This window comes from Winogradskyella psychrotolerans RS-3 (genome assembly GCF_000427335.1).
GTDB lineage: Bacteria > Bacteroidota > Bacteroidia > Flavobacteriales > Flavobacteriaceae > Winogradskyella > Winogradskyella psychrotolerans.
On sequence record NZ_ATMR01000012.1, the window covers coordinates 1 to 26,319 of the forward strand.

Genomic DNA, 26,319 nt, shown 5'->3' on the forward strand with positions numbered 1-26,319 from the left:
TGTGTGTGTGTGTGTGTGTGTGTGTGTGTGTGTGTGTGTGTGTGTGTGTGTGTGTGTGTGTGTGTGTGTGTGTTAATAAAAAAAACACATTAGGCTTACATGCTAAAATCATTTAATTACCCCTTATTTATCAACGTTTCACCACCTTTTTACAGTGCCTGTTTATTATATCACCGCATCACTGTTTCTCTACTTCGCCATCTCAAACCCGACTTTCAAAAGTTCCTTCTAAAACCTTTTGAATATCCTCTTCTAAACGATCAAAGGTATAGGCCTGTGACCAATCCATAGCTTGTTGTGCCATGCGATCTAAATTCTCTGAGTTCAACACCTTTATAAATTCGGCTACTGCAGTCTCAAGGTGCGGTTCTACTAAAATTCCACGTTCTCCATAGCCCATCATCCAATGCACACAAGATACTGCTGTAGACACCGGAATACAGCCAAAAAACATCCCTTCTGCTACGGCTTTGGGCCAACCCTCACTTTTAGATAATAACATATTAAAATGTGCCGTCTGCAAAGCGGCCTTCACTACTGTTTTATCTTGGTTACCATGCATTATAATGCACGTTTCTAACTTTTGTTGTGCAATATACATTTCTAATTCTGATCGCAAAGGACCATCACCAAATAGCTCTAAACGCGCAGGAATCCCTTGCTGGTTCAATTGTTCTATAAACTGTATCGTCAATAGAGGCCGTTTTCCTGGCACTAACATACCTGCAAATACAAAAACTAGTTCCTCAGTATAATTTTTAGGGCTAAAAGGAACACGCTCTTCATCTTTATAAGTTGCTGAAATAAAAGGATACACATTGGATGTTTCACCTGGCCAATCACCATAGACTAATACCTTCATATTCCGGGTTAAAAACGTATTCCTAAGAATTGTTTGTTGCAAACGATACGTCCAAGGTTGATTGCTATCAGGATCCCAATTACCAGCATATTTTGTCGATTTTTGCTTTGAAGGAAATAACACTTGCGCAAAACAAGCAATTAAACCAACATTTGAAGGGCAACGGATATGAATATGATCTGCTTTACGCATCACTCGTACACACTTAAAGAAAATATAAGGAAACTTTATCAGTGTTTTTAAAATAGCAACGCCCCCTAAAATATTAAAATTAGGAACAGGTACAAACCTTATATTTTTTTGAGTATAAGCTGTGTCTATGGCATCAACTTCATTATTTGGTTTATTTATACCAACAACAACAATGTCATCTGCATAGGTTCCCCAAACATTCATTTCATTGACATAAGGCGCATAACCATAATATTTCCCACCTTTATTGCTATGTTGTACTAAGGTAAATATAGCTAATTTCATCTTTCTATTGTTGGCTTATTAAACATTAAACTCCACCACCCTACAATGCGGCCAAAACCTTCTTGAAACTCAAAGTTCTTATTCCTAGAAGTAATTCCACCAATAAAATTTAATTTTATTAATAAAAACGCTGTTAAATGCCATTTCAATCTCGCTTTTAATTTAGGATTTTTATATTTCACACGCCATATATACCAGCCATTGCGTATCACCATTTTTCCGTATTTATAAGTATTAGGTCGACCTTCTGCTTCATGATGATGTTCACATTTTGCTGCTGTATTCACATATAATTGTCCTATTTTGGATAATCGTAAACAAAAATCAGCATCCTCATAAAGGCCATAACCTTCAAAATAGGTTGAAAATGATAAAGTCTTAAATATAGAAACTTTATAGGACGCTACCCCTCCCATAAACAGTTCGACAGGATAAATTTTACCCGAAGGTGGTAAAAAACTAATGGGTCGCATATGTGAAAATGAAGGTAAAACACCAGGTAAAGTATCAGGTTCTAGTCCTAATATCTTTCGGACTTTATACCGTGAAGGCTCTTCGCGACTCCAACCATCAAAATGATAACCACTTGAATCTAAGGTACTATTTGAATGTCCCCAATTTACTTCATTGGTAATATAACCTCCCATACCAAGTGCATTCGTATGATTTTTATAACCTTCTATTAAATGCTTAAAATAGTAGGGATCTAAAGTAATATCATCATCTAAAAAACAAACAACATCTATCATTTTAGATAGCTTTGATATCCCAAAATTACGTTGCTTAGTTAAACCTCTTTGCTGTTCGGTTACCTTATAATATTTTAGATTTGTAAATCTATTGTTGTCTAGTAAATGTTTTGTTTCTTCATTTGTAGAACCATCTATAATTAAAATTTCATCGGGATATAAAACTTGTGCTTTTACGGTTTCTAGTAAATTCAACAAAGCTTTTGGCCTCATATAAGTGCAAACAATTAAGGAAAATATCATAAATTAGTGTTTAAAGGCATCATGTATTTCCTTAAAAAAGGCATTTCTATTCATATACTTTTCCCATAACATTCTATTGTCGGATTGCAATGTTATAAAATCAGAAGGACTTAATTGCTTATGAAACTCAGCAATACTTTTCTCTATGACTTTAGCCTTAGAACTTCTAACCCATACTACATGTTTAGACCAATTAATTTCCCAATCTAAAGGCAACCTACAATCTGTATCTATAAACACAGGTATTCTACCCATGGCAAGCGTTTCATATAAGCGTACCGAAAAATTCCCTACACCACGTAAACAGAAGGTGTATCCTGATTCTTCAATATTTTTAAAAAATTCCAAAGTTGTTTTATAATGCTCTGATTCTGTTTGAGCACCACCTCTATACTTATCTCTAAATATGAAATTGGGCTTAAGCAATTTACTGGTTTTAATTTTTTTAAAATAAGAGCCCTCTTCATACTTGATGGATAAAAGGACTGATAATCTATATGTTCTTTTTGTAAGGTTCTCTTAAAAATATTAATTTTTAAATAAGATAAAAATTCTTTTATCGCTTTTGAAACACTCACATGGGCATGCCCTACAAAACCTAAGTTAGGCTCATCTCTTTTATTAATTGGATAAAACTGGGATTTTAAGGTATACTCGTAAGGATCAACAATAAAAGAGGGCATTACAAATGTATTAGCATTTAGCTTAGAATGAAATCCTCCGAGTCTAAAATTATAAATTTCTTTTTCTTTAAATGAATACCCAAAATCTCCACCTGTATAAACCCACAATAGCTTATTATGTTCTCGTGCTAGAGCTAAATACCTTGATTTAATTTCTGACTCTAGACTACGAATGTAGTTATATTCTAATGGTAATATAATGATATCGGCTTCTTCTATTCGAGTAGTTATAATATAATACTCTGCGATATAAGTATCTTCTTTATAGTACAGGTCTAATAATAAAGGAAATACATGGCCTCTATGCTCTGGGATTAAAAATGATGTATCCGTATAAATATTCAACATATCCTAAAGCTGTTTTGCCCAATATTTTGAGGTCTCCCATCTATTATTAAATTCTTTATAAAAAGTTGCTTTTTTAGAAAACTTAACTGCAACAAACATTTTTAAAAACAATAAGGTTTTACTTCCTAATAATTGAGTTGTCGTTTTATACTTAAGATTAACATACATAATGGTTGGTGATGGTTTGGGTTGCACTTTCTCATTATCCCACGGATGTATAAATTTAGTTCTAAATCCCCCCATTGGAGCTTTTAAATGTGTAATATTTAACCCAGGTAAGTAAATAACATCCACCCCAAGATTTCTTAATTGAAGTCCAAACTCAGTATCTTCCCCATAGCCGAACTCTAATTTCATATTAAAAGATATTTTATCAAGAATATCTGCTTTTATAAAACTATTACCAGATCCAAAAATAGAAGTTTGATGTACATCTTTAAATGTCTTGATTTGATTTGGTAACAAATAAGAGGATATAATTGCTTTTAAACCATACCTACCTACCATATCTAACATTTTTTGTAACAGGTCTGATGCAAATCTATTATCATCATCATTTAAAAACACCCAATCACTTTTAACCTTGCTTAAAGCTATATTTCGCGCATTACAAGCTCCAGTCTGATGGGTAAATGTATGGTCTATTATAAACGGCCAAGATTCTGTTGTCAAATAGTCTAGCTCAGAATCACTTTCTTTTAAAGGATTTTGTTCTACAATAATGACACGCTCAGGTAAAATAGTTTGATGTCTTAAATCTTCTAGTACATCATATAAATATTTTTTTCGACCAATGGATGGAATAATAACATCTATAGTAGGCATTTTAATTTGAGATGTATTTATAATTGCTGTAGGCAGGATAACCTCAGAAAAAAATCGACGTTTATAAAAAAAAGACCTTAGTAATTCTACGATTTTAAAATGTTTTTCATGCCATAAATAAGTTAAAAACAAAAAGAAAGTCCATTGTATTTTATAATGTTCCTTCACAAACTTAAACAAAATACTAACGGATGCTTTTATATTGACTTCCTCTACGTCATTAATTAATAGTTTAGGTTCCGAATAACAAAATAAGCCTTTAGGCATCCCTAGTTTAGCAATTGAATTTAAAGCATAATCAAAATCACTGTTATTAACAATCGTTTTAAACTTAATTAACTGGCTTGCATGTATAGCACCTATTTCTGAACTCATTAACCAGGTTGGGTATTTTACGGTTTTATTTATCTTAATAAATGGAGATTGCTCTACATAGCCAATACCATCGGGTAAAAATTGTCTATTTGAAAATGAACACATTTCATTTTTTAAAACTATGGTATCTTCTATAGCTTTATAATTAATATTCTTTTCATGAACTAAATGACACCAAACCATGGTTTCATTTGGGAACATTTTTGCGGTATCATATAATATATTTATAATGGACTTCTCTTTTATAAAATCAATTGTTTCTAAAGTATTCCTTTTATAAATACAAACAACTCTATTCTTATTATGTATTAAAACAATCATTTCTCTATAATCTTTTTATAAAACTCAATGTTTTTAGTAGCTTGTTTTTTCATATCAAAATGCTCTTCTACATACCTTCTGGCGGCTTGCCCCATACTTAAACATAAAGCTTCATCTTGTAACAAAGTAATAACTTTGTCTGCATAAAGTTTATGAGCTTCGGGATCCATTAAAAAACCACTTTTTCCATCCTCCATTAATTCTTGAGCCCAACCGATATTACTATTTACTACTGGTTTTTGTAACGCCATAGCTTCTACGGTTACCATACCAAAAGTCTCCGCAAAAGTAGGAAACACACACACATGTGCGGTTTTAATAAATGTTTGCACTTCGTTATACGGTACTTTCCCTAGGTATTGCACATCTTTTATACAATTGTCCTCAAAACTATGCTTCATCAATTCCCAAGTTGAAGAACTTCCTGTTGAAATATCTGGTGCATCACTACCTATTAATACCAGCTTAGCATCAGGAACCTGCTCTTTTACTAAATTGAATATCTCAGGCAGTTCTAGTACTCCTTTTTTTCTAATTATAGTACCAATATACAGAATAGTTCTTGACTCAAATATTGATGGCTCTAAGTTCTTAAAATCATTTACTGGTAAACCATGTTTAATGGTTTCAATTGATTTATTGTCTGATATTTTAAATAAGGTCTTTGTTAATTGCCCTGCAAATGTCGTAGGGGCGATATATGCGCTTGCTCCTCTTACTCCCAAATGCTCAAATAATTTATTTTTCCATTTTTGCTTACGCCCTTCTAAATGACAAAAATAGCGATCACTGCCATGAAAACGCATAACAACAGGTATTGAAAATCTCATAAAAGCGGAAATCCCTGTCCAATCGGGGACTTCTAATATTGCTATTTGCTCTTTTTCTATGATATTTTGAACTCGTTTTTGAATATATTTTCTATATCTAAACCACTTACCAAAACCAAAAGATACATTAGCTATCAAATAAATATTTACGCCTTCTTCATTTATAAAGACATCACAGTCTTGTCCATAAACAAACACATAGACTATATGCCCTTCTCGTACTAAAGCTTTTGCCAACACCCCCAAACTAGTTCCTAGTCCAGCCACTTGCTTAACTTTATCGCAAGGATATTCCGGGGTAATGAAACCAATTCTCATACATATCCAAGTTTTTTACGAAGGTCTCTTGTTCCCCATTCTATAGCTTTCTGATAGACTATGTTCTTTGATTTTCTATTAACAGGATTGAATTTCGTAGTTTTTTCTTTTTCATCCCAAATATGCTTTCCTCCAGTTTCTTCTTTAAAGAAAGACGTATTTATTACTGATATTTCATCTATTTCTGACTTGATAACATCTAACGCTTTATCACAATTAAAAAGCTTTTTCAAATATTGAAGAGTGTCATCATTTTTCATTACCAAATCCTCATAACGTATCAAAATTCTATTTTCCAAATTTGGTAGTTTATCAATAACTTGGTGAGTAACTCTCCAACTGAAATAAAACTGAAATAAACCGGTCTTCATTCCTAATTTTTTAATAAAATCTTTGATAGACTTTCTTTTAAATCTCATAGCTTTAAAACCTGAAGTCAAAACATCTTTTGGATCTCTAATCAATAAAATATGAATATCATCTGGAAATAATTCAGGCAAATAATCAACGCCATCAAAACTGGTGTCTTTAATTAAAATATATGGATTATTGGTTTTAGATAATATACGTTCACGTAAACCATCAATAAACAAATGATTCATGATTTTTTTATCCGAGTCTATGTAAATATACCGTTTAACATGCGTAAAATATAAATCTAATATCCTTGATAAATGTGTTTCACTTTTTTCACGGTTGAAGACTTCCAAATCTAAAAATATTTTAAACACCTGTGCTGCAAAATTATGCCCTGTTCTAGGTGAGTAGGAATTCGAAAAAATGATTTTTTGATTAGCTTTTTCCATGTACTATTGTGTTAATTGCATCTAAAATACGATTTGAAGCTTCTTTGGGAGTATCCATATTTATTGTCTGAAACCATTGTTTCGTATTGCTTACTATTGTATTGGTACCATTTAGCATCGTCAACAGCTCTTCTTTTATAGCATCTGGGTGATCTAACCACAATACAGCTTCTTTATTAGGCATAGATCTAAAATGCACATAATCGTACACATGTACTCCTTTTATTACAGTATGATCTGTATCATAATGATAATTCATATACCCGCAAGGTTTGTTGTGTGCCACATAATCGAATACCATAGACGAGCCTAAATTAATGACACCTGCGGTATGTTCCGCCATATTTACTAATAACTTTGAATCTTCAGGTGTTGGTAATTTAGCATTCCATCCATCTCCTATAGCAGTCCATAACGGAGCAATAGGGACTATAAAATGTTTAAAATCATCTAAAACAGTATCAAAGCGGTCTGAGAAATCAACAGGGCATCGTCTAAATATAAGTCCTAATTGATGCCCTTGTGCATTAAGTGCTTCAATGGCCAAAGCAACATCCCTTAAATATAAAGGATCTTGTGGTGATGTTGTAATATCATCTCCACTAAAACAAAAATAAGTCGTTGTTAGTTCTAAATTATACTGATTATAAAAATCTGTTCTACTTATAACGTTATCACTATTAAAATGAGATTCAAACTGTGGTGTTCCTGTGACGGTAATCTGTGCTTCTTTTACAAATGGGTAATAAGTTAATAGTTCGTTTTTCATATGTCCACTCCATACATGATAATAATCGGTCTCTACATCTAACATTGATTTCGGCAAATTATCCCATGAAAACACAAAGCCTATTGTGTTGATTCCTAAAGCTTTAGCGGCTTCAACTGGAGCAATAGCCAATATGGCACGCTGACTTGCATTATACACTATATCTGGGGCTTCTTGTTTTATAATAGTAACGCATTGTTTATAGTACTCCGTTTGTGTTTCTAAATGACGTATGCGTTTACGTAAGGTTAAAAGGCCCTCTTCAGAATTATAACGTTTGATGAGCACCTGAGTGATGCTATTTTTTATACGACTTTTTAATCCTGAATTCTTTAACGGAAACCAATATTTATGATATACGGTATCATTAAATCGCTGGATATATTGATTCAGTTCTACCCGTTTTTTTGCATTCTTAAAACTATCCGTTAAAGCGTTTTGTTTTATTCCTTGTGGAATAACCTCTTTTAACCCTAATTCTGACAATGGTAATGGAGTAAGGTTGAGAAACACAATATCTAAGCCCTTAGATTTAGCCTGTTTATAAAATGACGTATATACAAAGTTTCTTAAACTCACACCATCAGGGATAATAAAGAGGATTTTTTTATGCTTTTTTTTCATAAGACCTATATTTTTGTAGAAAAGACTTTGTTATAAAATCTTCAGTCATCTGCATAGACTCATAAGTACATCCTGCTATATGGGGGGTTATTATCACATTGAAGTTACTATTTGCTAAATTTACAATAGGATTATCTTTTATATCTGTGTGCATTTCATTGGTTAAAACATCGGTAGCATATCCTTTTAATTTTCCATTTCTAAATAATTTCTCTATAGCAATTTCATCAACAATTGCTCCTCGAGATGTATTAATTAAATATGCATTTGATTTTATATGGCTCAAAAGTTTTTCATCAACAAAACATGTATTAATCTCATTTAAAGGAATATGTATACTTATGACATCTGCCCACTCAAAAAGCTTAACAGCGCTTTCATATTGTTTTGAACAATCACTTTTCTTCGCTTGATCTGTATCATAATACCCTGTTTCCATTCCAAAAGCTTTAGCATAGATTTCGACTTGTTTACCAACTCTACCTAAACCTAATATTCCTAATTTTAAAGAATTTAGATTATGACTTTTAAAACAATCACGATTCCATTCTCCTTTCTTAACAGAAGTATAAGACAGAGGTATATATCTAAGTAAAGCTAACATTAGTCCCCAAGTATGCTCTGCAGTAGAGGGTATTGTTGCTAAAAAATCATAAGCTCCTTTTAAAGAGATAATCTGTCCTCCTTTAGACTCAAAATAATCTAAATCAATATGATCTAGACCTGTAGTTGCTGTTAAAATATACTTTAAATGATTAGCCTTATCTATAACTCTATCCGATATTTTAAATTTTAGTCTTATGAATACAACTTCAACATCTTTAATGTAATGTAGCAACTCTTCTTCATCCTCTATATCCTTAACTATAACCTCAAACCTAGATTTTAAATGATTAATTGCCTGAGGACTAAAGTCTAAAGATTCAGTAATTAACAATTTTCTTTTAGCCATAAATCGTATAAATATTTTGTTAATAACACATCCCTCTCATCATCTATATTTGCCAACCATTTTGCATCCATTATATAGGCTTTTTTATTTGCAACCATAAACGTATTTTCTTTTAGAAAAGCAGCTGTTCTAACAGCATAAAAACAGCCGTTTCTGTAATATACTGGTTCTAAATCTTGTCTTCGTAAAGTTTCACCTCCTTTTTCGTAAGGTTGCATCCAAGAGTCCTTAGACACATTATACATTCTGGCAGGATGCATATCTACTAAAGGAACCGTGCTAATAACACCATCCAAATTAACTTCTTTATTAAACTCACCGATTATACTATCTAAATCTTTCGTCGTTCTTAAAGGTGACGTTGGTTGTAACAAGATTACTAAATCAAAGTCTGAAAATTTATCTAACACATGCAATACAGCGGTTGTCACTGAACTTTTATCTGTAGCTAAAGATTCAGGACGTTTAATTTTTTCAAGTTTAGGTGACCGTTTTACATTCTCCAAAATAATTTCACTGTCCGATGTTAAAACAACTTTATCTACCAATGAAGAATCTAAAGCACAATCTACAGCATGCTGAATTAATGACTTTCCCCCTAATTCTATTAAATTTTTATGAGGTACTCCTTTTGAGCCTCCACGAGCTGGTATAATAGCAATAACCTTCATATTTAATAAACAATTGTTTTATGAAACTTAAGAGGGACATCGTTTAAGTGAGTCGCGATAGAAACCCCAGCGTTACCATCACCATACACTAATGATTTGGGTGTTTTTTTTATTTCAATTTGTTGTTGAATAGCCTTATAAATAGCATCACTATTGTAAGGTACATCTATAACATTTGCACCACGTTCTCGTCGGTTTTGTCTTGTACCAATATTTACAACTGGCACCCCTAGGTACGCACACTCTCTAATACCTACACTAGAATTACCTATTAGACATGATGCATGATTTAAAAGATTTAAAAAATCATCTCCTTTCATATTTTTAAAAAAATGCACATGATTTAACTCATGATGTTCTCTATAAGAGCGTATACCCGAAGATGTACCATCTGCTCCTGCATCAACATTTGGCCAAAACCATAATACAGGTAAGGTTAACTGACTTACAACGGCTAAAGTTTCTTCTACATGACGTCTAGAGTCTTTATATTCAGTAGTAACAGGATGTTGCATAACCACAACATAACCATTGGACAAATCTGGTGCTGCGCCTACACCACCATAACGTGTATAAGGATTAAATGGTAATTTATCTGATCTATCAATTCCCTTTGCGATATCTATGGATGGGCAGCCCGTATTAAATACAGAATCTACTTCTTCTCCTAATTTTAAGACGCGTGTTTTAGCATCTTCTGAGGCTACAAAATGGTAGTCGGCTAATTTTGTAATGGCATGTCTTACTTTTTCATCGATATTACCTGTGACTTCTCCTCCTTGAACATGCGCTAGAGGTATATTCATATAAGATGCTGCTATAGCTGTAGCCATAGTTTCAAATCGATCTGCTACCGTTACTACAATATCAGGTTTTAAGTTATCGAAAACCGTTGATAATTCTAAAATTCCTATACCCGTAGTTTTTGCTGCTGCCGTTAAGTTTTCCCCTTCCAATACATTGAATACTTTAGCTGCAATTGTAAACCCATCATTTTCGATATAATTTACTGCAGAACCATAACGTTCTAATAAAGCTGAAGCCGCTACAATAAGTTGTAATTCTAAATTAGGATGGTCTTTAATCGCTTGCAAGACCGTTTTTACACGGCTATAAGAAGGACGTGCTGTAATAACTACAGCTATTTTTCTATGAGACATAAATGCTTAGTAACTTTTACTTTGTAATGTTACAAATATATACGGTTTTATAAAATAAGAACTCAAATTGTCTTATAAATACCCGATTATATGTCTATAAGGTACCCCACATAATTTTGACGTTGGTGTTTTATGCGCTAAATTTATCTATTAAATTCGTATAGATCTTTCCCCTTAAAGTGTAGAGCTGTTTTTATATAAAACTACGTTACACTAAATCATCCCAATTTAAGAAAGCCCATTTGTTTAAATCTTTGTTTAAACGCTTTCCTATGACCTCTTGAAATAATGATGCTTCGATACCATAGCCTTTGGGTTTTTTAGTTTCTAAATCTTCAAAAGCTATAAGATGTCCTTCTTCTAAGTTTTTATTAATCGCTAAAGATTTTTCGAAAATACTTTTTAATTCTGAAAAATTAGAATTGTCGTATTTATCTATAGGATTTTCAATTGCCAAAGCCACATTATTAACCGCTTTTACTAATTGAGACGTCTCCTTCAAAGTTAATGATGCTTTAGCGTCTGGGCCAAACATCTCTTTATCAAAAACGACATGAAATTCTAAAATCTCCGCCCCCAAAGCAACTGCAGCGATGCAGGCTTCTATGGACGACGAATGGTCTGAAAACCCTACAGGGATCTGATAACGCTCCTTTAATATTGAAATAACGTTTAAACCATACTCTTCTGGTTTAGTGGGGTATGCCGTGGTACATTGTAATACCGAAACCGCTACATTGCGATCTTTTAAGAATGCAATTGTCTTATCTAATTCCTCTAAAGAACTCATTCCTGATGAAACAATAACAGGTTTTCCTGTTTGAGCAATTTTTTCTAGCAACACTAAATTATTAACCTCACCTGATCCTATTTTATAACGCTTTACACCTACTTGCTCCAACAGATCTACAGCTGCATTACTAAATGGGGAACTCATAAACTCAATCTCCACCTCATCGCAATGCTGTTTTAAACCTTGCCATTGCTCTAAGGTAAACTCCATACGTTTCCAGTAATCGAGCCTCGTAGTATCTTGTCTTGAAAATTTTACCCTAAAAGGTTCATAAATACTGCTTTCTGCTTCAGCAATATGCGTTTGAAATTTTATAGCTTGACACCCTGTTTTTGCCACGGCATCTATATAGGCATGTGCCATTCCTAGGCTACCATCGTGCGCTTGCGCTATTTCTGCTATTATAAAGGGGTTCATTAACTTTTTTTAAATTATTTTAGATATTTAGTAATTTCATTATTCAATATTTATTTTAGCCTCTGAAATAATCTTATTCATATCTGAATTCCATTGATTCATACTATATTTTTCTTTTGAAATAGGCTCGAATACTAAAGGTTCGTTTAAAAATTCATCTATAGCAGAAACCCATGAATCTATAAAATGAGGATTATCTATTAACTTACCATAACGTCCATAGTCTAAAACTTCTGGAACACCCCCTATTTGTGCAGCTATACAATAACATCCGCAATGCAAGGCCTCGATTAAACTTAAACCAAACCCTTCTTGCCATAACGTAGGAAACAAATAACAATCTGCTACCTGATAATATTTTGGTAAATCATCATTAGGAACACGGCCTAAAAAGCGTACCCCATTTATTTGTTTATCAGAAGCGACACCGATTACCCATAATTGAATATTTTTTCTCTCTTTAAAAATACGCTTCCAAACATCTAGTATAAGCTTTACCCCCTTTTTAGGACGATCTTGCGAGCACCACACAAAAATGGTCTTATCACTAGATTCTAATGTTTTTTTTATTTCTGTTTTTTCATGAAGGGCTAATTTATAAAATTTAGTTGTATCAATTCCATTATGCAATACAGAAAATTGTGTTGGTAAAACCGTGTAATATTTTTTGTGTATCTTATAACTATCGTATGTTAGTAATACCATTTCATCTATAATTTCAAAAAAACTACGACTCTCAAAATCTTTATAAAATGGAGAGTATCCATGAAAAAAAACTGAATATGACAATTTTCACGAACACCTTGGTTTTTTAAATATACATTCAAATATTTAACCAGTCCAAAGTTATCCACAACCTGAATAATATATTTTTCATCGGATTTTATTATTTTATTTAAACCATATAAATAATCTAAATAATAATTCTTTAGAAGCTTTTTTTTAATTTTTATAGAAATACTATTTTTTATAAAACTGTAATTAATATTTTCATATAACATTACTGGCCTTTCGCATACAACAAAATCAATACTATGGTCAGATTCTAAATAATTTTTGTACATCGTTGTCCAACTACCAATTCGATGATAAGGCAACGGAAATTGAGAAATTAAAATTACTTTAGTCATTAGTTTTATTTTATGATAGTTAAAACTTTAAATTGTTTAAAAATGTAAACTATAGCACATTTTGATTTGCACTCAACATAATCCATTTGTTTTTTTTATTAAAAGCAAAATCGTTACTTTTCAGGTATTAATCTTAATTTTTTAATTCAACTTTAAAAAGAAACGTACTAAATACCCTAATTTATTTTTTATCAAAATATCGGCTAATTTATTTTTTTTATACAAAAAATTTGGCGAACCCCATTTATTATGAAATTTTAAAAAGCCAGATAAATTCTTTTCATTATTAAACACCCACTCGTATTTTTTTTCATTTAAGTATTTAGGAATTTTATATTTCGATAAAATATCTGGATTTATTGATTCATTATTTTTAATCTTGTCTGTGGATTGCTTTTCAAGATGAACAACATGTGATTTATACACTAATGCATGTTTTATGTTTCTCGACTTTAAAGTCATTGCATAGTCATTATCCGCAAAATAAAAATCGAATGTCTCATCCAACAAGTTGATTTTATGAAATAATTCTTTTTTAACTACAATACACCAACCTTTTACATGTGTCATAACTTTATATCCAATTTCAAAAGAAGCGTCTAGGCTATTATCAACCTCAATTTTTCCTACCGGTGAAAATGACATAATCTCATTATGAGCTTGCCCAACTAATAAAATCTCAGAAAACCAAGAGTCCTGAAATATTAAATCGTTATTACATAATGCGATATAATCACCTGTAGCAGCTTTGATGCCAACGTTTAAAAATTTATGAAAATTAAATGTAAATGAAGGAATAATTATCTTTACAAAATCTGGATATACAAATCCGGATGTACTATAGTTTTTATTTGATTCAACAATAATTATTTCTTTTTCAAGATTTTCCTCAGACTCACAAAGGGAACTAATACATTCTGAGGTCATGTTAAAGAATCCCTCAGTTGTAGTCATAGCCAAAATTACTACCGTTAATTTCATAAATTAAATTACTTTATCTTTTTATATATGAATGACAGGCACTTATACATTTTATATACAAAACTCGAAGTCACTTTTGAATGAAATTTTTTCAATATTATATTTTCTCTATAAATTTGAATTGGATTACCTTGTTGTTCTACAAAAAAATCAGCATGCTTGATACTTAAATAATTTAATACTGCTACGTATTGTTCTTTGTCAAAAAGTTTCTGTCTTGAAACTTCTTTAATGCGATAATAAAACCCAACACTATCTAATTGCTTAACTACACCTCCTTTTTTCAACATTGCAATCCAAAATTCCCAATCTTCAACGCCATGTATCATATTTTCATCATATCCACCTATTTTTTCCCAGTCTTTCTTCAAAAATAAGGCAGAACAAAAAATCATGTTTTTTATACTTAAATTATATAAAGAAAACGGATCCAAAACCCAGTCCTCATTAACGTCACCAAATTTTTTGGCTTTACAATACACAACTTTTGTTTTAGCATCCTTTTCAAATACACTTAAAGCATTCTCTATATAATCTTCCGCAATTTTATCATCACCATCAAGAGGTAAAACATAGAGTCCAAACGCTTTAGATATACCTAAATTTCTTGCTGCGCTGACCCCTTTATTTGTTTGGTATATGTATTTGAATCGAACGTCTTTTTCACACCACGCTTTTGCCACTTCTTCAGTATGATCTGGACTTCCATCATTAACAATGATACACTCCCAATTATTGTAAGTCTGCTGTATTACAGAAGACAAACATTCATCTAAATAAATAGCTTGGTTATAACAAGGTACAATGATGGATATTCTAGGATCTGCCATGAATTAAGAAATTATCTTTTGACGGTAATTATAGCCTCTCCCTGTTAATAGTACAAATTTAATATAAAATCTAACAATCAAGGATTTAGGAAAATTATAAAAAAACTTTAATGTGTTATTATATATAGCCCAACTTTCATTTGCCTTTTGTTCAAACAAATAAGATATAATGCTATTTTTAAAATAAGAAAATAGGTATGCGTTTATTTCTTTAGCGTTATTTGATTTTTGATTTTTTAAAAACAAAAACAATTTCTCTCGTGCTAAATAATAATACCATTTACGTGTATTTTTATTTTTGTTAAATGAAATACTCTCAGCATGTCTTCTTATTTTTATTAGAGGTTTTTCTAAAACATCATATTCAGGTGAATAAAATAATACTCGTGTTAAAAATTCCCATTCCTGAGCCGCTTTTAACTCTTCATTAAACCTCAATGAATTATCTAACAAAAACGTTTTTTAAACAAAGGGGAAGGTGTAAAAAAGCTCATATCTCCCTTAATAAAATCTAATAAAGGTTTTTCAGATGTAATATGCTCATGTCTTAACCCCAAAATATTGTCTACATTTCCTTCAAATACTAATGTCTGGCATACAGAGTAATTATAATTCGTTGTCTCTAAAGACGTCATCTGTAATTGTAATTTATCATCACACATTATATCATCACTATCAAACCAGTTGATATACTCTCCGTTACTTATTTCAAAACCATAATTCCGGGATCCATTACCTCCAGGCAAGTGAGTACTGGGCCTTTGATGATATTGAAACCTATGATCCTTATCACAATACGCTTTCACCAATTCTTCCGTACCATCCGTACTCCCATCATCAACCACAATACACTCCCAATTCTGATATATCTGAGCCAATATAGAATCTAAGGTTTCACCTATTAAAGACCTACGGTTATAAGTCGGAATAATAATTGAAATAAGGGGTGAATTTGGCATAATTATAAATTAGGAGACTAAGATACAAAGTCAGATGAAAACCAACCATAAAAATCAAAAAAAGGGAAGTTATCAGTATAAAGTTCTATTTAAAATTAAATTAATAATTCATCTTTTATACTAAAAGCGCTCAACAAATCTAAACAAAGATCCTTATTTTAAAAAAACAATAACAGACCTAAAACTTTCATTTTAAATAATGTAAACCAGGCAACCTATTTTTAGCTCTGCTTTCTATAATTAAAGGTTTTATTTTAATTAAACGTGACAATTCCTTCTTTAAACCGTTAGATTTAGACAACTTTAATTGTAATTTTAATTTTAAAATAGTTTTTCGTAAATGCTTAATTGCTTTATCATGCTGTGAATCAACATTTATGTTTGCAAACTTTGCTTTATAGTAGTTTTCTCTTTTATTGTAATATACAGCACTGTAAGCAGATATGATAGGTGCTGGCCTTTCTTCACGGTCATGAATAACATAAGATTGAGGTAAAACTCCTATTTTAAATCCATGATATAAAACACGTTGGCAATAGTTATCATCTTCTCCATAATGAAAAAACAAAGGATCAAAACCACCTACAGTCTCCAAACATGCTTTAGAAATTAACCAAGCTGCTGCATTTACAAAAGGAACCTCATATACATCTTTGAGGGTATTGCCTAATACAAAATCAGAATAAAACTGACCTGAATACTCTTCATGCATAAAACTAGAGAAATTCTTATCTAATTTTTTTCGATTCCCTGTAATATGAACAGGGCTTAATATGCCATAGTTAGACTGTTTTTTCTGAAACGTTACTAAATCATTTAAAACTGTATCTACTAAATACGCATCTTGATTTAATAAAAATACATGTTCCGCTCCTTGATCTAACGCATATCGAATGCCTAAATTATTTGCTTGACCAAAACCTAAGTTTTTTTCTTGTTTAAATAATATAACATTAGGATAATTGGTTTTAATAAAAGAAACGGTGTCATCTGTAGAGGCATTATCTACAACTACCACCGGATAATCTTTACAACTATCTAAGCATTTTTCTAGCCATTGCATGCCGTTGTATGTTACAATTACTATATAAATCAATTTATTTTAATTTTTAAGCCATTTATTTTTAAAACTATTTATTTCTAACTCCGTATAGAAATGTTTCATATATTCAGAATTATATAGTTTATCCACATATTCTCTTGGCAGTCTTATATTATTTTTAAAATCTACATATACCTTATTAATAGGTTTAGAGCTAGCCTCATTAGCTCTAATCAATTCTATTTCTTCTCCAAAAAGGTCAACCATTGCAGGGTTGAAGCTTTTCGTAATTTGCTCCATTTTAAATACTAAAAGCGTTACATTCTCTTTTTCGATTATCGAATATCCTTTTTCTTTATTAAAAGAATTATCAAACACATCGATGTCAAAAACACTGTACATTTCAGACTTAAACCATTCTAAATGAGAATCAATAACAAACTTAGTGTAGAAAAAATCATAAAGTTCTGTAAGATCATTTTTTGGTGTTGTTATTTCAAAAGGGTAATTATTATTTCTTGATTTAAAAATATACTTATCTTCCGTTTCCTTAAAATCTATCCATTGAAAAAAAAGCGATATATTTCTACTAATGGGCTCTCTTATAACTGTTATTAATTTTAGATTATTAAATTTATTTTCTTTAATAATAGCACTTAGCCATTGAGGCTTCCATAATAGACCTGTTGAAAGATGCCGTGGATATTCTTTATTTCCAAAAACTTCACTCTTAATCATTTTCTCTCGCTCATCAAGGTAAGAGCCATTTAATCTATGTAAATGGAAAATATCTTTGTTTGGATATACGTTTTTTAACGACTCATATAAGGAAGTAGAAGCTACTTTCCCCATAGTATATATTAGAATTAAATCTTCTGAAAACATTCTAGATTTAGACAAATCTCTCTGATACATATATTTATCAAAAGAATAAAATGATTTAAAAAAACCAAGTAATCGACGCTTAATTCTGTTTTTTAATTTCATTTAGAATCTAACTTTATTCATTTTTTTTAATAGAAACTTAGAACTAGATTTTATTGAGCTTATTTTGTTTCGAAAACCATTCTTCATCGTAAAATTATAATAAATTAAATAACTAGAAGCTCTCAAAAAGTCAATGAAATATATTTTATGAGAATAGTCTACTACCGTTTTAGAAATAAAACTTTTTAATCTATAAATGTTAAAATCTGTATTATACGTTTTAATATATTTAGCAATATTATAATCTAATTTCATTTGCTTAGACGTAACCTGTCGAGAAATACCACCATCATTTTTCCTATATACGGCAGTAACATCATCTAATAGCTTAATAGAGCCAAAACAAGACACTAATAAAAACAAGGTTCTATCTGCTGATAACACTTGCTTTGGGAAATCATTTCTAAACGCTGTTTTTCTAAATAGAAACGTTGCAGTATGAAAATGTCTTGATTCTAACAAGTCATTCGTTTGTAGCTGAGACTTAAGTTTTTTCTTAAACAAATGTTCTTTGGTGGAACCTTCATACTTTACAAGCGAATTTGTAGCTACTCCTGAAAAACGGTTGTTTTGTTCTAAAAAATCTACTTGCTTTTGTAATTTTAAAGGATCTGTCCAATAATCATCGCCATCACAAATAGCTATATATTTAGCTGTGCATTGCTTAACTGCGTAAACAAAATTGGGTGTAATGCCTAGATTTTGTTTGTGACTAAAATATTTAATCTTATTGGATAGATTTTCTTCTTTAATAAAATCGAGAACCATTGAATCTGTATTATCAGGAGAACAATCATTTGAAAGTATTATTTCAAATTCAAAATCACATTTTTGGTTTAATATACTTGTTAATGCTTGTAAAATATATCTTTCATGCCCATAAGTAATCATGCATACAGAAACCATCATATCTTAATCTCTTTTTGAAATTATTTTCCCAGGCACACCTACCACAGTACAATTATCAGGAATATCCTTTGTTACAACCGTTCCTGCTCCGATTATTACATTTTGCCCTATATAAATATCAGGAATTATAATCGCATTGGTTCCAATACTACTTCCTTTACCTATAGTACATCTACCAGATATATTAACATTTGGTGAAACTTCAACAAAATCCTTTAAAACACAATCATGTCCAATTGTCGCATTTATATTAATTAAACATCCCTCACCTATACTAATACTATTAGTAATAATAACTCCAGACATTATAGCAGTACCTCCACCTATTTGAACATCAAAACTACCAACTTCACTATTTTTAGAATACACCACTCTAGGCTCTGCTCCTAAGTCTATAAATTTATGATACAAACTCTCCCTGAATGTTGGTTGCCCCAACCCCAAAACAAAAGATTTATCTTCTGTTTTTAACAAATAGGTTTCTACCTCTTCAAAAGAAGTTAGTATTTCGAATCTATTATATAGTTTTGAAGGCAAATCACTACTTACATTATCAAAAAATACAATATCATCATCTGGCAAGCCCATATCTACTGATACTATCTGCAATATCTCTTTAGCAAAACCTTTGGCTCCAACTATGATCATAACAACTGTTCTTTTACAATATTAATAATTTCGTTTAAATCCTCAGTTGCTAAACCAGCAAATAATGGTAGACACAAAATTCTAGAGGATACTGATTCCGAAACGGTTAAGCTACATGACTTAACATATGGAAGTGTATTTAAAGAGGGATAAAAATAACGTCTTGGATAAATAGAATGAGACTCTAACACTTGTTTTACACGCAACAACTGACTCTCATTTTCAAAAATCACAGGATAGTAGCTATAGTTCCAATTGGTTTGGACTCTAATTTTTAGCAATTTCAAACTTGATGTCTCAAAGGCTTTATTATAAATCTCAACTATTTTCTTTCGTTCTTTGAGAATTTTTGTCATATAGGGCAATACTGCTAAACCCATAGCCGCCTGTGGCTCACTCATTTTAGCATTAATCCCTAAACTTTGAAAAGCCTCTGGCCCATCATGTCCAAAATTATGATGAGAATACATAGTTTCAAAATGCTGTGGTTTGCAAAACAAAGCACCTCCTTCTCCTGTATGAAACAACTTGGTAGCATGAAAACTACACGTACTGACATCCCCAAAATTAAAAAGAGATTGTCCTTTATAAGTGACCCCAAAACAATGTGCAGCGTCATAAACAACTTTTAAGTCATGCTTTTTTGCAATAGCTTCAATGACTTCTACAGCACAAGGATTACCAAAAACATGTGTGGCTAAAATAGCAGAAGTGTTAGATGTAATGGCCGCTTCGATCTTCGTTTCATCAATAGTTAAATAATCTGGATCTATATCTACAAATACAGGAGTACAGCCTTCCCAAACGATACTACTAGTTGTCGCTACATAACTAAAAGGTGTTGTTATAATTTCACCTTGTAGCCCTAATGCTTTTATTGCTATTTGTAAAGGCAAAGTACCATTAGTCATAGCAATAATATTTGGAGTGTCTAGATAAAATTGTAATTTTGATTCCAACTCCTTTACCAAAACGCCTCTGTTAGTCATCCACCCTGTATCCCATGCTTTTTTTAAAATGGCTTGGTATTCGGCTTGTGCAGGTAAAAATGTTTTGGTGACGTTTATCATCTACTTTGATTTATTTGCATGTACCTGATAATTGTTAGGCAATTCAATATTAAAAAAATCTCCTAACCTTTTCCATTTATCAGCATCTTCAAGCTGAGCCGCAAATAAAGAATTTGGACTAATAGCATTAAAAAAATCTACAATCTCTTTATTTCTAAGGTTATATATATTTTTATAATGTGCCCTATGAGTCTCATTAATATCTAAAAGGTTATCATTACCATAAATAGTTTTATAATAATCAAGATTGGGAAACATCTTATAATACTCTTCTTTTCTATTGTAAATGCTAGAATGCTTAAACGTATTACCTAAACTTTTACCTTTAGAATGACTTACCATAGAGTCAAACCACTTATCTGCATCTCGAGTAAAAAGAATAAATTTAGCATTGGGAAATCTATGATAAAGCACTCTATAAAAGTCTTGTTCCCACCAGGGGTTATCTTCAAAAACTTGATGATTTTTAAAATCTTTAGACTTAAATATACTTTCGAAATCTCCTAAAAACCGCTTTGCTGACCATTTAGAACTTCTTTTCTGATCATAACTAGCTACTTTATATCCAAAATCTTTAAAAAACTGACCTACAGAAGTTGTACCTGTTCTTTGAAAAGAGACACAAAAAATTTTATTCTTTTTCTTAAGCATTTCTAATTATTTTAAGAATTAAACCAATCAAATTTAGGTTTTAAAGGTCCTTTAGTTTTCCCCATCCACTGTCCTAATTCCTTAGCTTCCTGAAGCATCGTAAACTGCACACAGTCGGGTTCTAAAAACAATTGTTTTTTCCGTTTGTAATCATAACATCTAGACTAAAGTTCCCTTCATTAAAAAAGAAATTAGGCAAGTGCATCGCTAACAATTGTTTCCCTTTTTTATCTAAATTCATCTGAGCATCTTTAGAATTGGTAACAAATATAATATTACCGTCATCGTCTTTAAATCTAAAGACTACAACTAACTCCTCTAATGTATGTTTAATTAAAGTCACATTTATAATTAAATCATCTTCTCTAGTAAGAGGATCATTATAATTTTTATGTTTCCCCTTCAACCCCACAGATTCTATAAAAAAAGATTGTTTTTCAAAGTCTTCCTCTTTAAAATAACGTAACGTTTCACCCCCTTTTGTATTTCCTAAATTCAAATAAAAACTAACAGCCTCATCCGTTCCGCCTTCAAAAACAGATGTTCCATTTTCTAAAACAATAGCACGTGTACATAAGCTTTTTACCGCTGCCATGTTATGACTTACAAACAATACTGTACGCCCATCACCTTTAGAGATATCTTGCATTTTCCCAATGGCCTTTTTCTGAAACTCAGCATCACCAACAGCCAATACCTCATCAATGACTAAAATATCGGGTTCTAAAAACGCGGCTACCGCGAAGGCTAAACGGACGCGCATCCCAGAAGAATACCGTTTTACAGGGGTATCGACATAACGTTGACAGCCAGAAAACTCAATAATTTCGGTTTCTTTGGCTTTTATTTCAGCTTTGGTCATTCCTAAAATCGCCCCATTTAGGTACATATTTTCTCGCCCTGTTAACTCCGGGTGAAACCCTGTACCGACCTCTAATAAGGATGCTATTCTACCTCTGGTTTTAATCTCTCCTGTAGTGGGAATGGTAACACGAGATAGTATTTTTAATAAGGTTGATTTTCCAGCTCCATTTTTTCCAATAATACCGAGCACCTCTCCTTTCTGGACTTCAAAGTTTATATCTTGTAAAGCCCAAACATAATCACTATCGGCTTTGGTACTTCTATCATTTACTGCTCCAACCTTTAAATACGGATCTTCTTTACCACGTATACGCGCCCACCAACGGTTAAGGTCGTGACTTATAGTCCCCGTCCCCACTAATCCTAGTCGGTATTGTTTGCTTATGTTTTCGGCTTTTAAAATGACACTCATTGTTGTTTGTGATTCGTTGTTTGTGATTCGTGGTTCGTGGTTCGTGGTTTGTGATTGGTGATTCGTTATTGGTGATTTGTGTGTTGTTTTCTTCTCACTTCTTACTTCTTACTTTTTACTTCCTACTTTTTACTTTGTACTTCCAACTTCTCACTATTCACTATTCACTATTCACTATTCAAAATTAAACTGTATCAATAAACGTCTTCTCTGTTCTATTGAAAATAATAATCCCAAAAAACAAAATTAGGAACGTAATTATAACTGTATACGCAATTCCAAAACCATTTATGGTTCCTGTTCCTAAAAGCATGAATCTTGCGGTCTCAATAATATAAGCGAGTGGATTATACTCTACGACCCAGGCTATATTGGGTAATTTATCACGCATCAATGCTAACGGATACATTACAGCGGATACATACATTAATAGTTGCACACCAAAACCTACCAAAAATTTTAAATCTCTATATTTAGTTACCAAGCTAGAAATAATCATTCCCAGGCCTAAACCTAATAAGCCCATTAGTACTATAATAAAAGGAAAAAAGACAATGCTACTATCTACCGAAATAGCTGCACCATTGCTATAGTAATAGATATAAAAGGCTATGAATATTAGCAATTGAATTCCAAATTTTAATAAATTAGATAGGATAATCGATAGGGGCACAATGATTCGAGGAAAGTACACCTTTCCAAAAATGGCTTCATTGCTTTTGAAGGTGTCACTGGTTGTGGTTAGGCAGGTACTAAAATAATTCCAGATAGAAACTCCTGCTAAATTGAATAAAAAAGGAGGAACTGTTCCTGTTTCTATATTGGCGACTTTATTAAAAATTAGAGTAAACGTTAGAGCTGTAAACAAAGGCTGTATTAAATACCAAAGTGGCCCTAAAACTGTTTGCTTATATAGCGTTACAACATCTCTCTTAACAAAAAGCACTAACAAATCTCTATAGTGCCATATTTCTTTGAAATTAAAGTCTATCAGTTTCTTTTTTGAAGAAATAGTATATAGCCAAGATTCTTCGTTTAGCTTGCTCAATGTCAGTCTTTTTTTTGATTGGGTAAATATAGTGAATCCACTGTAATACCAAAAAATAGTCTAAAGAATTGTAACACTAAAATCTCAATACTTATACTCTTGAAAAATGGACTGCTAAAAGACAAACACGGACTTAATAATTCCGAAAATGAATATTTTAGTATGGCTTAAGAAGCTACACCATCTTTATCGTCATTATCCGTTGCATTACGCTTTTTTAAATCTGCTGGCGACATACAAATATCAAAGTCTTTATTGTACAAGTAATGTGTATACCCATTTTCTAATGACTTTTTCTGGTACTCAATGCGCAAGGCTTCATCATCGATGGGCCCTTTTTTATATAAATCTGAATTTACAAAATCGAATACTACGGTGACCGGTAGGTTAAATACAAAAGCGAAATCAAAGATTCCTATGACTTGGTGTTTACCCAAGTTTCGTTCTGTACGAATGTATTGCATCATATTTTGTGCTGAACGCATACTTAAACCTGTAATTTGATGAACATCGGTTGAGTTTAAAAATAATTTTTTTTTCATTTTTTAGGGCTTTTAAAATTCATAAACACTTAACTGTCTGTAATTTACAAAATAACCGTTAAAATCACTACTTTACTCGACGAAATACCTAAACTTAACATTTTATAGTTATTTAACTTACAAATAAAAACCGTTAAACGGACTTAAAACACTTTTATTCAATTTATTTTGATTGTATATAGCTGTTTTAAGCTTTACTTATTTCAGTTTATGGAGGTAATAAAAGTTATAAAGCGCAATAATTGTTCGATATCTACAAAATCGGAAATTTGAAAATTTAAACCTACTTAATCACTTTAGTTTTACGACAGTATTCACAGTATTAGAAACTTAAACCTCTATGAAGCGCTAATGAGGCAGAATGTTGAAAACGCTGTATTACCCAAATTTAATTTTTAATATTTAAAACCCATTTAACATGGCTAAATTAAGAAGCTTTATTAAGATCGAAGGAACCCTGGGAGATCTTACCTTTTACAAGGGCAAAGAGGGGTATTTAGTAAGAACTAAAGGAGGCGTAAGTGCTAATCGTATTAAAAACGATCCTGCATTTGCGAGAACACGAGAAAACGGTTCTGAATTTGGACATTGTGCCACAAGCGGCAAGCTATTGCGACACGCTATTGTAGGTTTATTGTCTGATGCAAAAGACGGTAGTATTACTCCACGAGTCACACAAGTGATGAGTATGGTTAAGAATACCGATGTTATATCGTTGCGTGGGCAGCGACAGGTAGCTGTAGGATTGGCGAGTGCAGAGGGGAAAGCCACATTAAAAGGCTTTGACTTTAATAGTAACTCGCAAATGGCTACAGTTCTAAGATCTGACTTTACGTTAGATACCGCTACAGGCGAGGTAAACATCGTTGATTTAATTCCTCAACACCATTTAGGAATTCCTGGAGGGGCTACGCATGTCAGTTTTTATTCTGGATTTCTAAATTTAGATTTCAGTACAGGTGATAAGGAGTTGCAGACAAGTACTGTTGTTAATTTACCGATTAACATGACCTCAACCTCGGTAACCTTAACGCCTACTGCTGTACCAACTGGTAGTGGAAATCAGTTGTACTTTTTAAAAGTTGCTTTTTTCCAAGAGGTTAATGGAGTGCAGTATGCTTTAAACAATGGTGCTTTTAATGCGCTACAATTGATAGAAGTATTGTAAACCTTATTTTCTGAATTTAAAAAGCTGTCTGAAAAGGCAGCTTTTTTTTGTGTGCTTTTTTTTGTTTTATTTATTATTAGTGCAGAGTTATGTTTTTACATATAATATACTGGAAGACTATAGAGTCAAACCCACCGTCTAAGCCTTCTGCGGCGGCTTAGCCACCTCCCTTTTTCTAAAGGGAGGAGCACATTTGGGAAAATAGGATGCGTTAGGGGAACTATGGGGTTATTAACTCAATTTATAAATAGATAAATAATTTATGGTGGTTTTTATTTGTTTTGGACGACTATGCATTATAGTTTTTTTAATATGAATATAATCAAACCCACCGTCTAAACCTTCTTTGGCGGCTTAGCCACCTCCCTTTTCTAAAGAGAGGAGCACATTGAGGAAAATAGGGTGCGTTAGGGGAACTCAAATTTATTTCATAATTTTAATACATGCCAAACCATAAAATACACAGTAAAAAAGAATTGCAAGACTACAGAAGGGCCTTAAGGAAAAACCTAACACCTTCAGAAGCTTTTTTATGGAAATATTTAAAGTCAAGACAACTCAGTAACAGAAAATTTCAAAGACAACACAGCATAGGCTATTACATCGTTGATTTCTACTGTGCTGCTGAAAAGTTAGTTATTGAATTGGATGGCGAGGTTCATAATAATCCAAAAGCGCAAGAATATGACGAAAAAAGAACGCGATATTTAGAGAGTTTAGGGTATAAAGTCATCCGTTTTGAAAATAAGATGGTTTTTGACTTTCTTCCATCTGTTTTTGGAAGAAATACAGAGTAATTTTAAGTAAAATCAAACCCACCGTCTAAAACCTTCTGCGGCGGTTTAGCCACCTCCC

General features: G+C 32.0%; 29 protein-coding genes. 2 read left to right on the forward strand and 27 right to left on the reverse strand.

The window, feature by feature from the left end; translation table 11 throughout:
• Positions 1-202 precede the first annotated feature (202 nt).
• The 27 genes from ADIWIN_RS01330 to ADIWIN_RS01450 form a co-directional block, all read right to left on the reverse strand.
• Positions 203-1,339, reverse strand: a complete 1,137-nt coding sequence (locus tag ADIWIN_RS01330) for a glycosyltransferase family 4 protein (RefSeq protein WP_020896954.1) — start codon at positions 1,337-1,339, stop codon at positions 203-205.
• Entirely contained in the window at positions 1,336-2,331 is a 996-nt protein-coding gene (locus ADIWIN_RS01335) for a glycosyltransferase family 2 protein (RefSeq protein ID WP_040756206.1), read from the reverse strand. Before ADIWIN_RS01335 ends, ADIWIN_RS01330 begins: the two co-directional genes overlap by 4 nt.
• A gap of 3 nt (positions 2,332-2,334) precedes the next feature.
• Positions 2,335-2,679 (reverse strand): glycosyltransferase family 47 protein, encoded by a 345-nt coding sequence (locus tag ADIWIN_RS19865; protein ID WP_161624655.1) that lies wholly within the window; start codon positions 2,677-2,679, stop codon positions 2,335-2,337.
• Positions 2,622-3,362, reverse strand: a complete 741-nt coding sequence (locus tag ADIWIN_RS20445) for a hypothetical protein (protein ID WP_020896957.1) — start codon at positions 3,360-3,362, stop codon at positions 2,622-2,624. The genes ADIWIN_RS19865 and ADIWIN_RS20445 overlap by 58 nt, the downstream gene beginning before the upstream one ends.
• 3 nt (positions 3,363-3,365) lie before the next feature.
• Positions 3,366-4,883 (reverse strand): glycosyltransferase family 2 protein, encoded by a 1,518-nt coding sequence (locus ADIWIN_RS01345; protein ID WP_020896958.1) that lies wholly within the window; start codon positions 4,881-4,883, stop codon positions 3,366-3,368.
• A complete protein-coding gene (locus tag ADIWIN_RS01350) occupies positions 4,880-6,031 on the reverse strand; it encodes a glycosyltransferase family 4 protein (protein WP_020896959.1) in 1,152 nt (383 codons plus the stop codon). The genes ADIWIN_RS01345 and ADIWIN_RS01350 overlap by 4 nt, the downstream gene beginning before the upstream one ends.
• A complete protein-coding gene (locus ADIWIN_RS01355) occupies positions 6,028-6,837 on the reverse strand; it encodes a sulfotransferase (RefSeq protein WP_020896960.1) in 810 nt (269 codons plus the stop codon). The genes ADIWIN_RS01350 and ADIWIN_RS01355 overlap by 4 nt, the downstream gene beginning before the upstream one ends.
• Positions 6,824-8,230 (reverse strand): hypothetical protein, encoded by a 1,407-nt coding sequence (locus tag ADIWIN_RS01360; RefSeq protein WP_020896961.1) that lies wholly within the window; start codon positions 8,228-8,230, stop codon positions 6,824-6,826. Before ADIWIN_RS01360 ends, ADIWIN_RS01355 begins: the two co-directional genes overlap by 14 nt.
• On the reverse strand, positions 8,214-9,182 hold the full coding sequence (locus ADIWIN_RS01365; RefSeq protein ID WP_020896962.1) for an NAD(P)-dependent oxidoreductase: 969 nt from the start codon (positions 9,180-9,182) through the stop codon (positions 8,214-8,216). The genes ADIWIN_RS01360 and ADIWIN_RS01365 overlap by 17 nt, the downstream gene beginning before the upstream one ends.
• On the reverse strand, positions 9,161-9,853 hold the full coding sequence (locus ADIWIN_RS01370; RefSeq protein WP_020896963.1) for an acylneuraminate cytidylyltransferase family protein: 693 nt from the start codon (positions 9,851-9,853) through the stop codon (positions 9,161-9,163). The genes ADIWIN_RS01365 and ADIWIN_RS01370 overlap by 22 nt, the downstream gene beginning before the upstream one ends.
• A 2-nt stretch (positions 9,854-9,855) precedes the next feature.
• Positions 9,856-11,013, reverse strand: coding sequence for a UDP-N-acetylglucosamine 2-epimerase (neuC, locus tag ADIWIN_RS01375; RefSeq protein ID WP_020896964.1), 1,158 nt, complete (start codon positions 11,011-11,013; stop codon positions 9,856-9,858).
• Between the two features lie 208 nt (positions 11,014-11,221).
• The gene (locus tag ADIWIN_RS01380; RefSeq protein WP_020896965.1) at positions 11,222-12,223 is read right to left on the reverse strand and encodes an N-acetylneuraminate synthase family protein; all 1,002 of its coding nucleotides are present in this window, start codon (positions 12,221-12,223) and stop codon (positions 11,222-11,224) included.
• A 39-nt stretch (positions 12,224-12,262) separates the two neighbouring features.
• The gene (locus ADIWIN_RS21025) at positions 12,263-12,928 is read right to left on the reverse strand and encodes a glycosyltransferase family 4 protein (protein ID WP_020896966.1); all 666 of its coding nucleotides are present in this window, start codon (positions 12,926-12,928) and stop codon (positions 12,263-12,265) included.
• Between the two features lie 5 nt (positions 12,929-12,933).
• The gene (locus ADIWIN_RS21030) at positions 12,934-13,353 is read right to left on the reverse strand and encodes a hypothetical protein (protein ID WP_235046955.1); all 420 of its coding nucleotides are present in this window, start codon (positions 13,351-13,353) and stop codon (positions 12,934-12,936) included.
• Between the two features lie 141 nt (positions 13,354-13,494).
• Positions 13,495-14,334, reverse strand: a complete 840-nt coding sequence (locus tag ADIWIN_RS01390) for a glycosyltransferase family 2 protein (RefSeq protein ID WP_020896967.1) — start codon at positions 14,332-14,334, stop codon at positions 13,495-13,497.
• An 8-nt stretch (positions 14,335-14,342) separates the two neighbouring features.
• Positions 14,343-15,164 carry a glycosyltransferase family 2 protein gene (locus tag ADIWIN_RS01395; RefSeq protein ID WP_020896968.1) on the reverse strand — a complete coding sequence of 274 codons (822 nt, stop codon included), beginning with the start codon at positions 15,162-15,164 and terminating at the stop codon, positions 14,343-14,345.
• A gap of 3 nt (positions 15,165-15,167) precedes the next feature.
• Positions 15,168-15,617, reverse strand: coding sequence for a hypothetical protein (locus tag ADIWIN_RS01400; RefSeq protein WP_020896969.1), 450 nt, complete (start codon positions 15,615-15,617; stop codon positions 15,168-15,170).
• On the reverse strand, positions 15,611-16,123 hold the full coding sequence (locus ADIWIN_RS01405; protein ID WP_020896970.1) for a glycosyltransferase family 2 protein: 513 nt from the start codon (positions 16,121-16,123) through the stop codon (positions 15,611-15,613). Before ADIWIN_RS01405 ends, ADIWIN_RS01400 begins: the two co-directional genes overlap by 7 nt.
• Positions 16,124-16,310: 187 nt before the next feature.
• Entirely contained in the window at positions 16,311-17,219 is a 909-nt protein-coding gene (locus tag ADIWIN_RS01410) for a glycosyltransferase family 2 protein (protein WP_040756210.1), read from the reverse strand.
• A gap of 6 nt (positions 17,220-17,225) precedes the next feature.
• Positions 17,226-18,152, reverse strand: coding sequence for a putative capsular polysaccharide synthesis family protein (locus ADIWIN_RS01415; RefSeq protein WP_020896972.1), 927 nt, complete (start codon positions 18,150-18,152; stop codon positions 17,226-17,228).
• Complete coding sequence (locus ADIWIN_RS01420; RefSeq protein ID WP_081669513.1) at positions 18,153-19,061, reverse strand: glycosyltransferase family 2 protein; 909 nt, start codon at positions 19,059-19,061, stop codon at positions 18,153-18,155.
• 3 nt (positions 19,062-19,064) lie between these two features.
• On the reverse strand, positions 19,065-19,709 hold the full coding sequence (locus ADIWIN_RS01425; protein WP_020896974.1) for an acetyltransferase: 645 nt from the start codon (positions 19,707-19,709) through the stop codon (positions 19,065-19,067).
• A complete protein-coding gene (locus tag ADIWIN_RS01430) occupies positions 19,706-20,779 on the reverse strand; it encodes a DegT/DnrJ/EryC1/StrS family aminotransferase (RefSeq protein ID WP_020896975.1) in 1,074 nt (357 codons plus the stop codon). The genes ADIWIN_RS01425 and ADIWIN_RS01430 overlap by 4 nt, the downstream gene beginning before the upstream one ends.
• The gene (locus ADIWIN_RS01435; protein WP_020896976.1) at positions 20,780-21,430 is read right to left on the reverse strand and encodes a sulfotransferase; all 651 of its coding nucleotides are present in this window, start codon (positions 21,428-21,430) and stop codon (positions 20,780-20,782) included.
• A 121-nt stretch (positions 21,431-21,551) separates the two neighbouring features.
• A complete protein-coding gene (locus ADIWIN_RS01440; RefSeq protein ID WP_020896978.1) occupies positions 21,552-22,706 on the reverse strand; it encodes an ABC transporter ATP-binding protein in 1,155 nt (384 codons plus the stop codon).
• Between the two features lie 184 nt (positions 22,707-22,890).
• Positions 22,891-23,754, reverse strand: a complete 864-nt coding sequence (locus tag ADIWIN_RS01445) for an ABC transporter permease (protein ID WP_020896979.1) — start codon at positions 23,752-23,754, stop codon at positions 22,891-22,893.
• A 167-nt stretch (positions 23,755-23,921) separates the two neighbouring features.
• Positions 23,922-24,296 (reverse strand): hypothetical protein, encoded by a 375-nt coding sequence (locus ADIWIN_RS01450; RefSeq protein ID WP_020896980.1) that lies wholly within the window; start codon positions 24,294-24,296, stop codon positions 23,922-23,924.
• Positions 24,297-24,714: 418 nt separating this feature from the next.
• On the opposite strand from ADIWIN_RS01450, the gene ADIWIN_RS01455 reads away from it, so the two are divergent.
• Both ADIWIN_RS01455 and ADIWIN_RS01460 read left to right on the forward strand, forming a co-directional pair.
• A complete protein-coding gene (locus ADIWIN_RS01455; protein ID WP_020896981.1) occupies positions 24,715-25,464 on the forward strand; it encodes a hypothetical protein in 750 nt (249 codons plus the stop codon).
• Positions 25,465-25,907: 443 nt separating this feature from the next.
• Positions 25,908-26,261 (forward strand): endonuclease domain-containing protein, encoded by a 354-nt coding sequence (locus tag ADIWIN_RS01460; protein WP_020896982.1) that lies wholly within the window; start codon positions 25,908-25,910, stop codon positions 26,259-26,261.
• Positions 26,262-26,319: the final 58 nt, after the last annotated feature.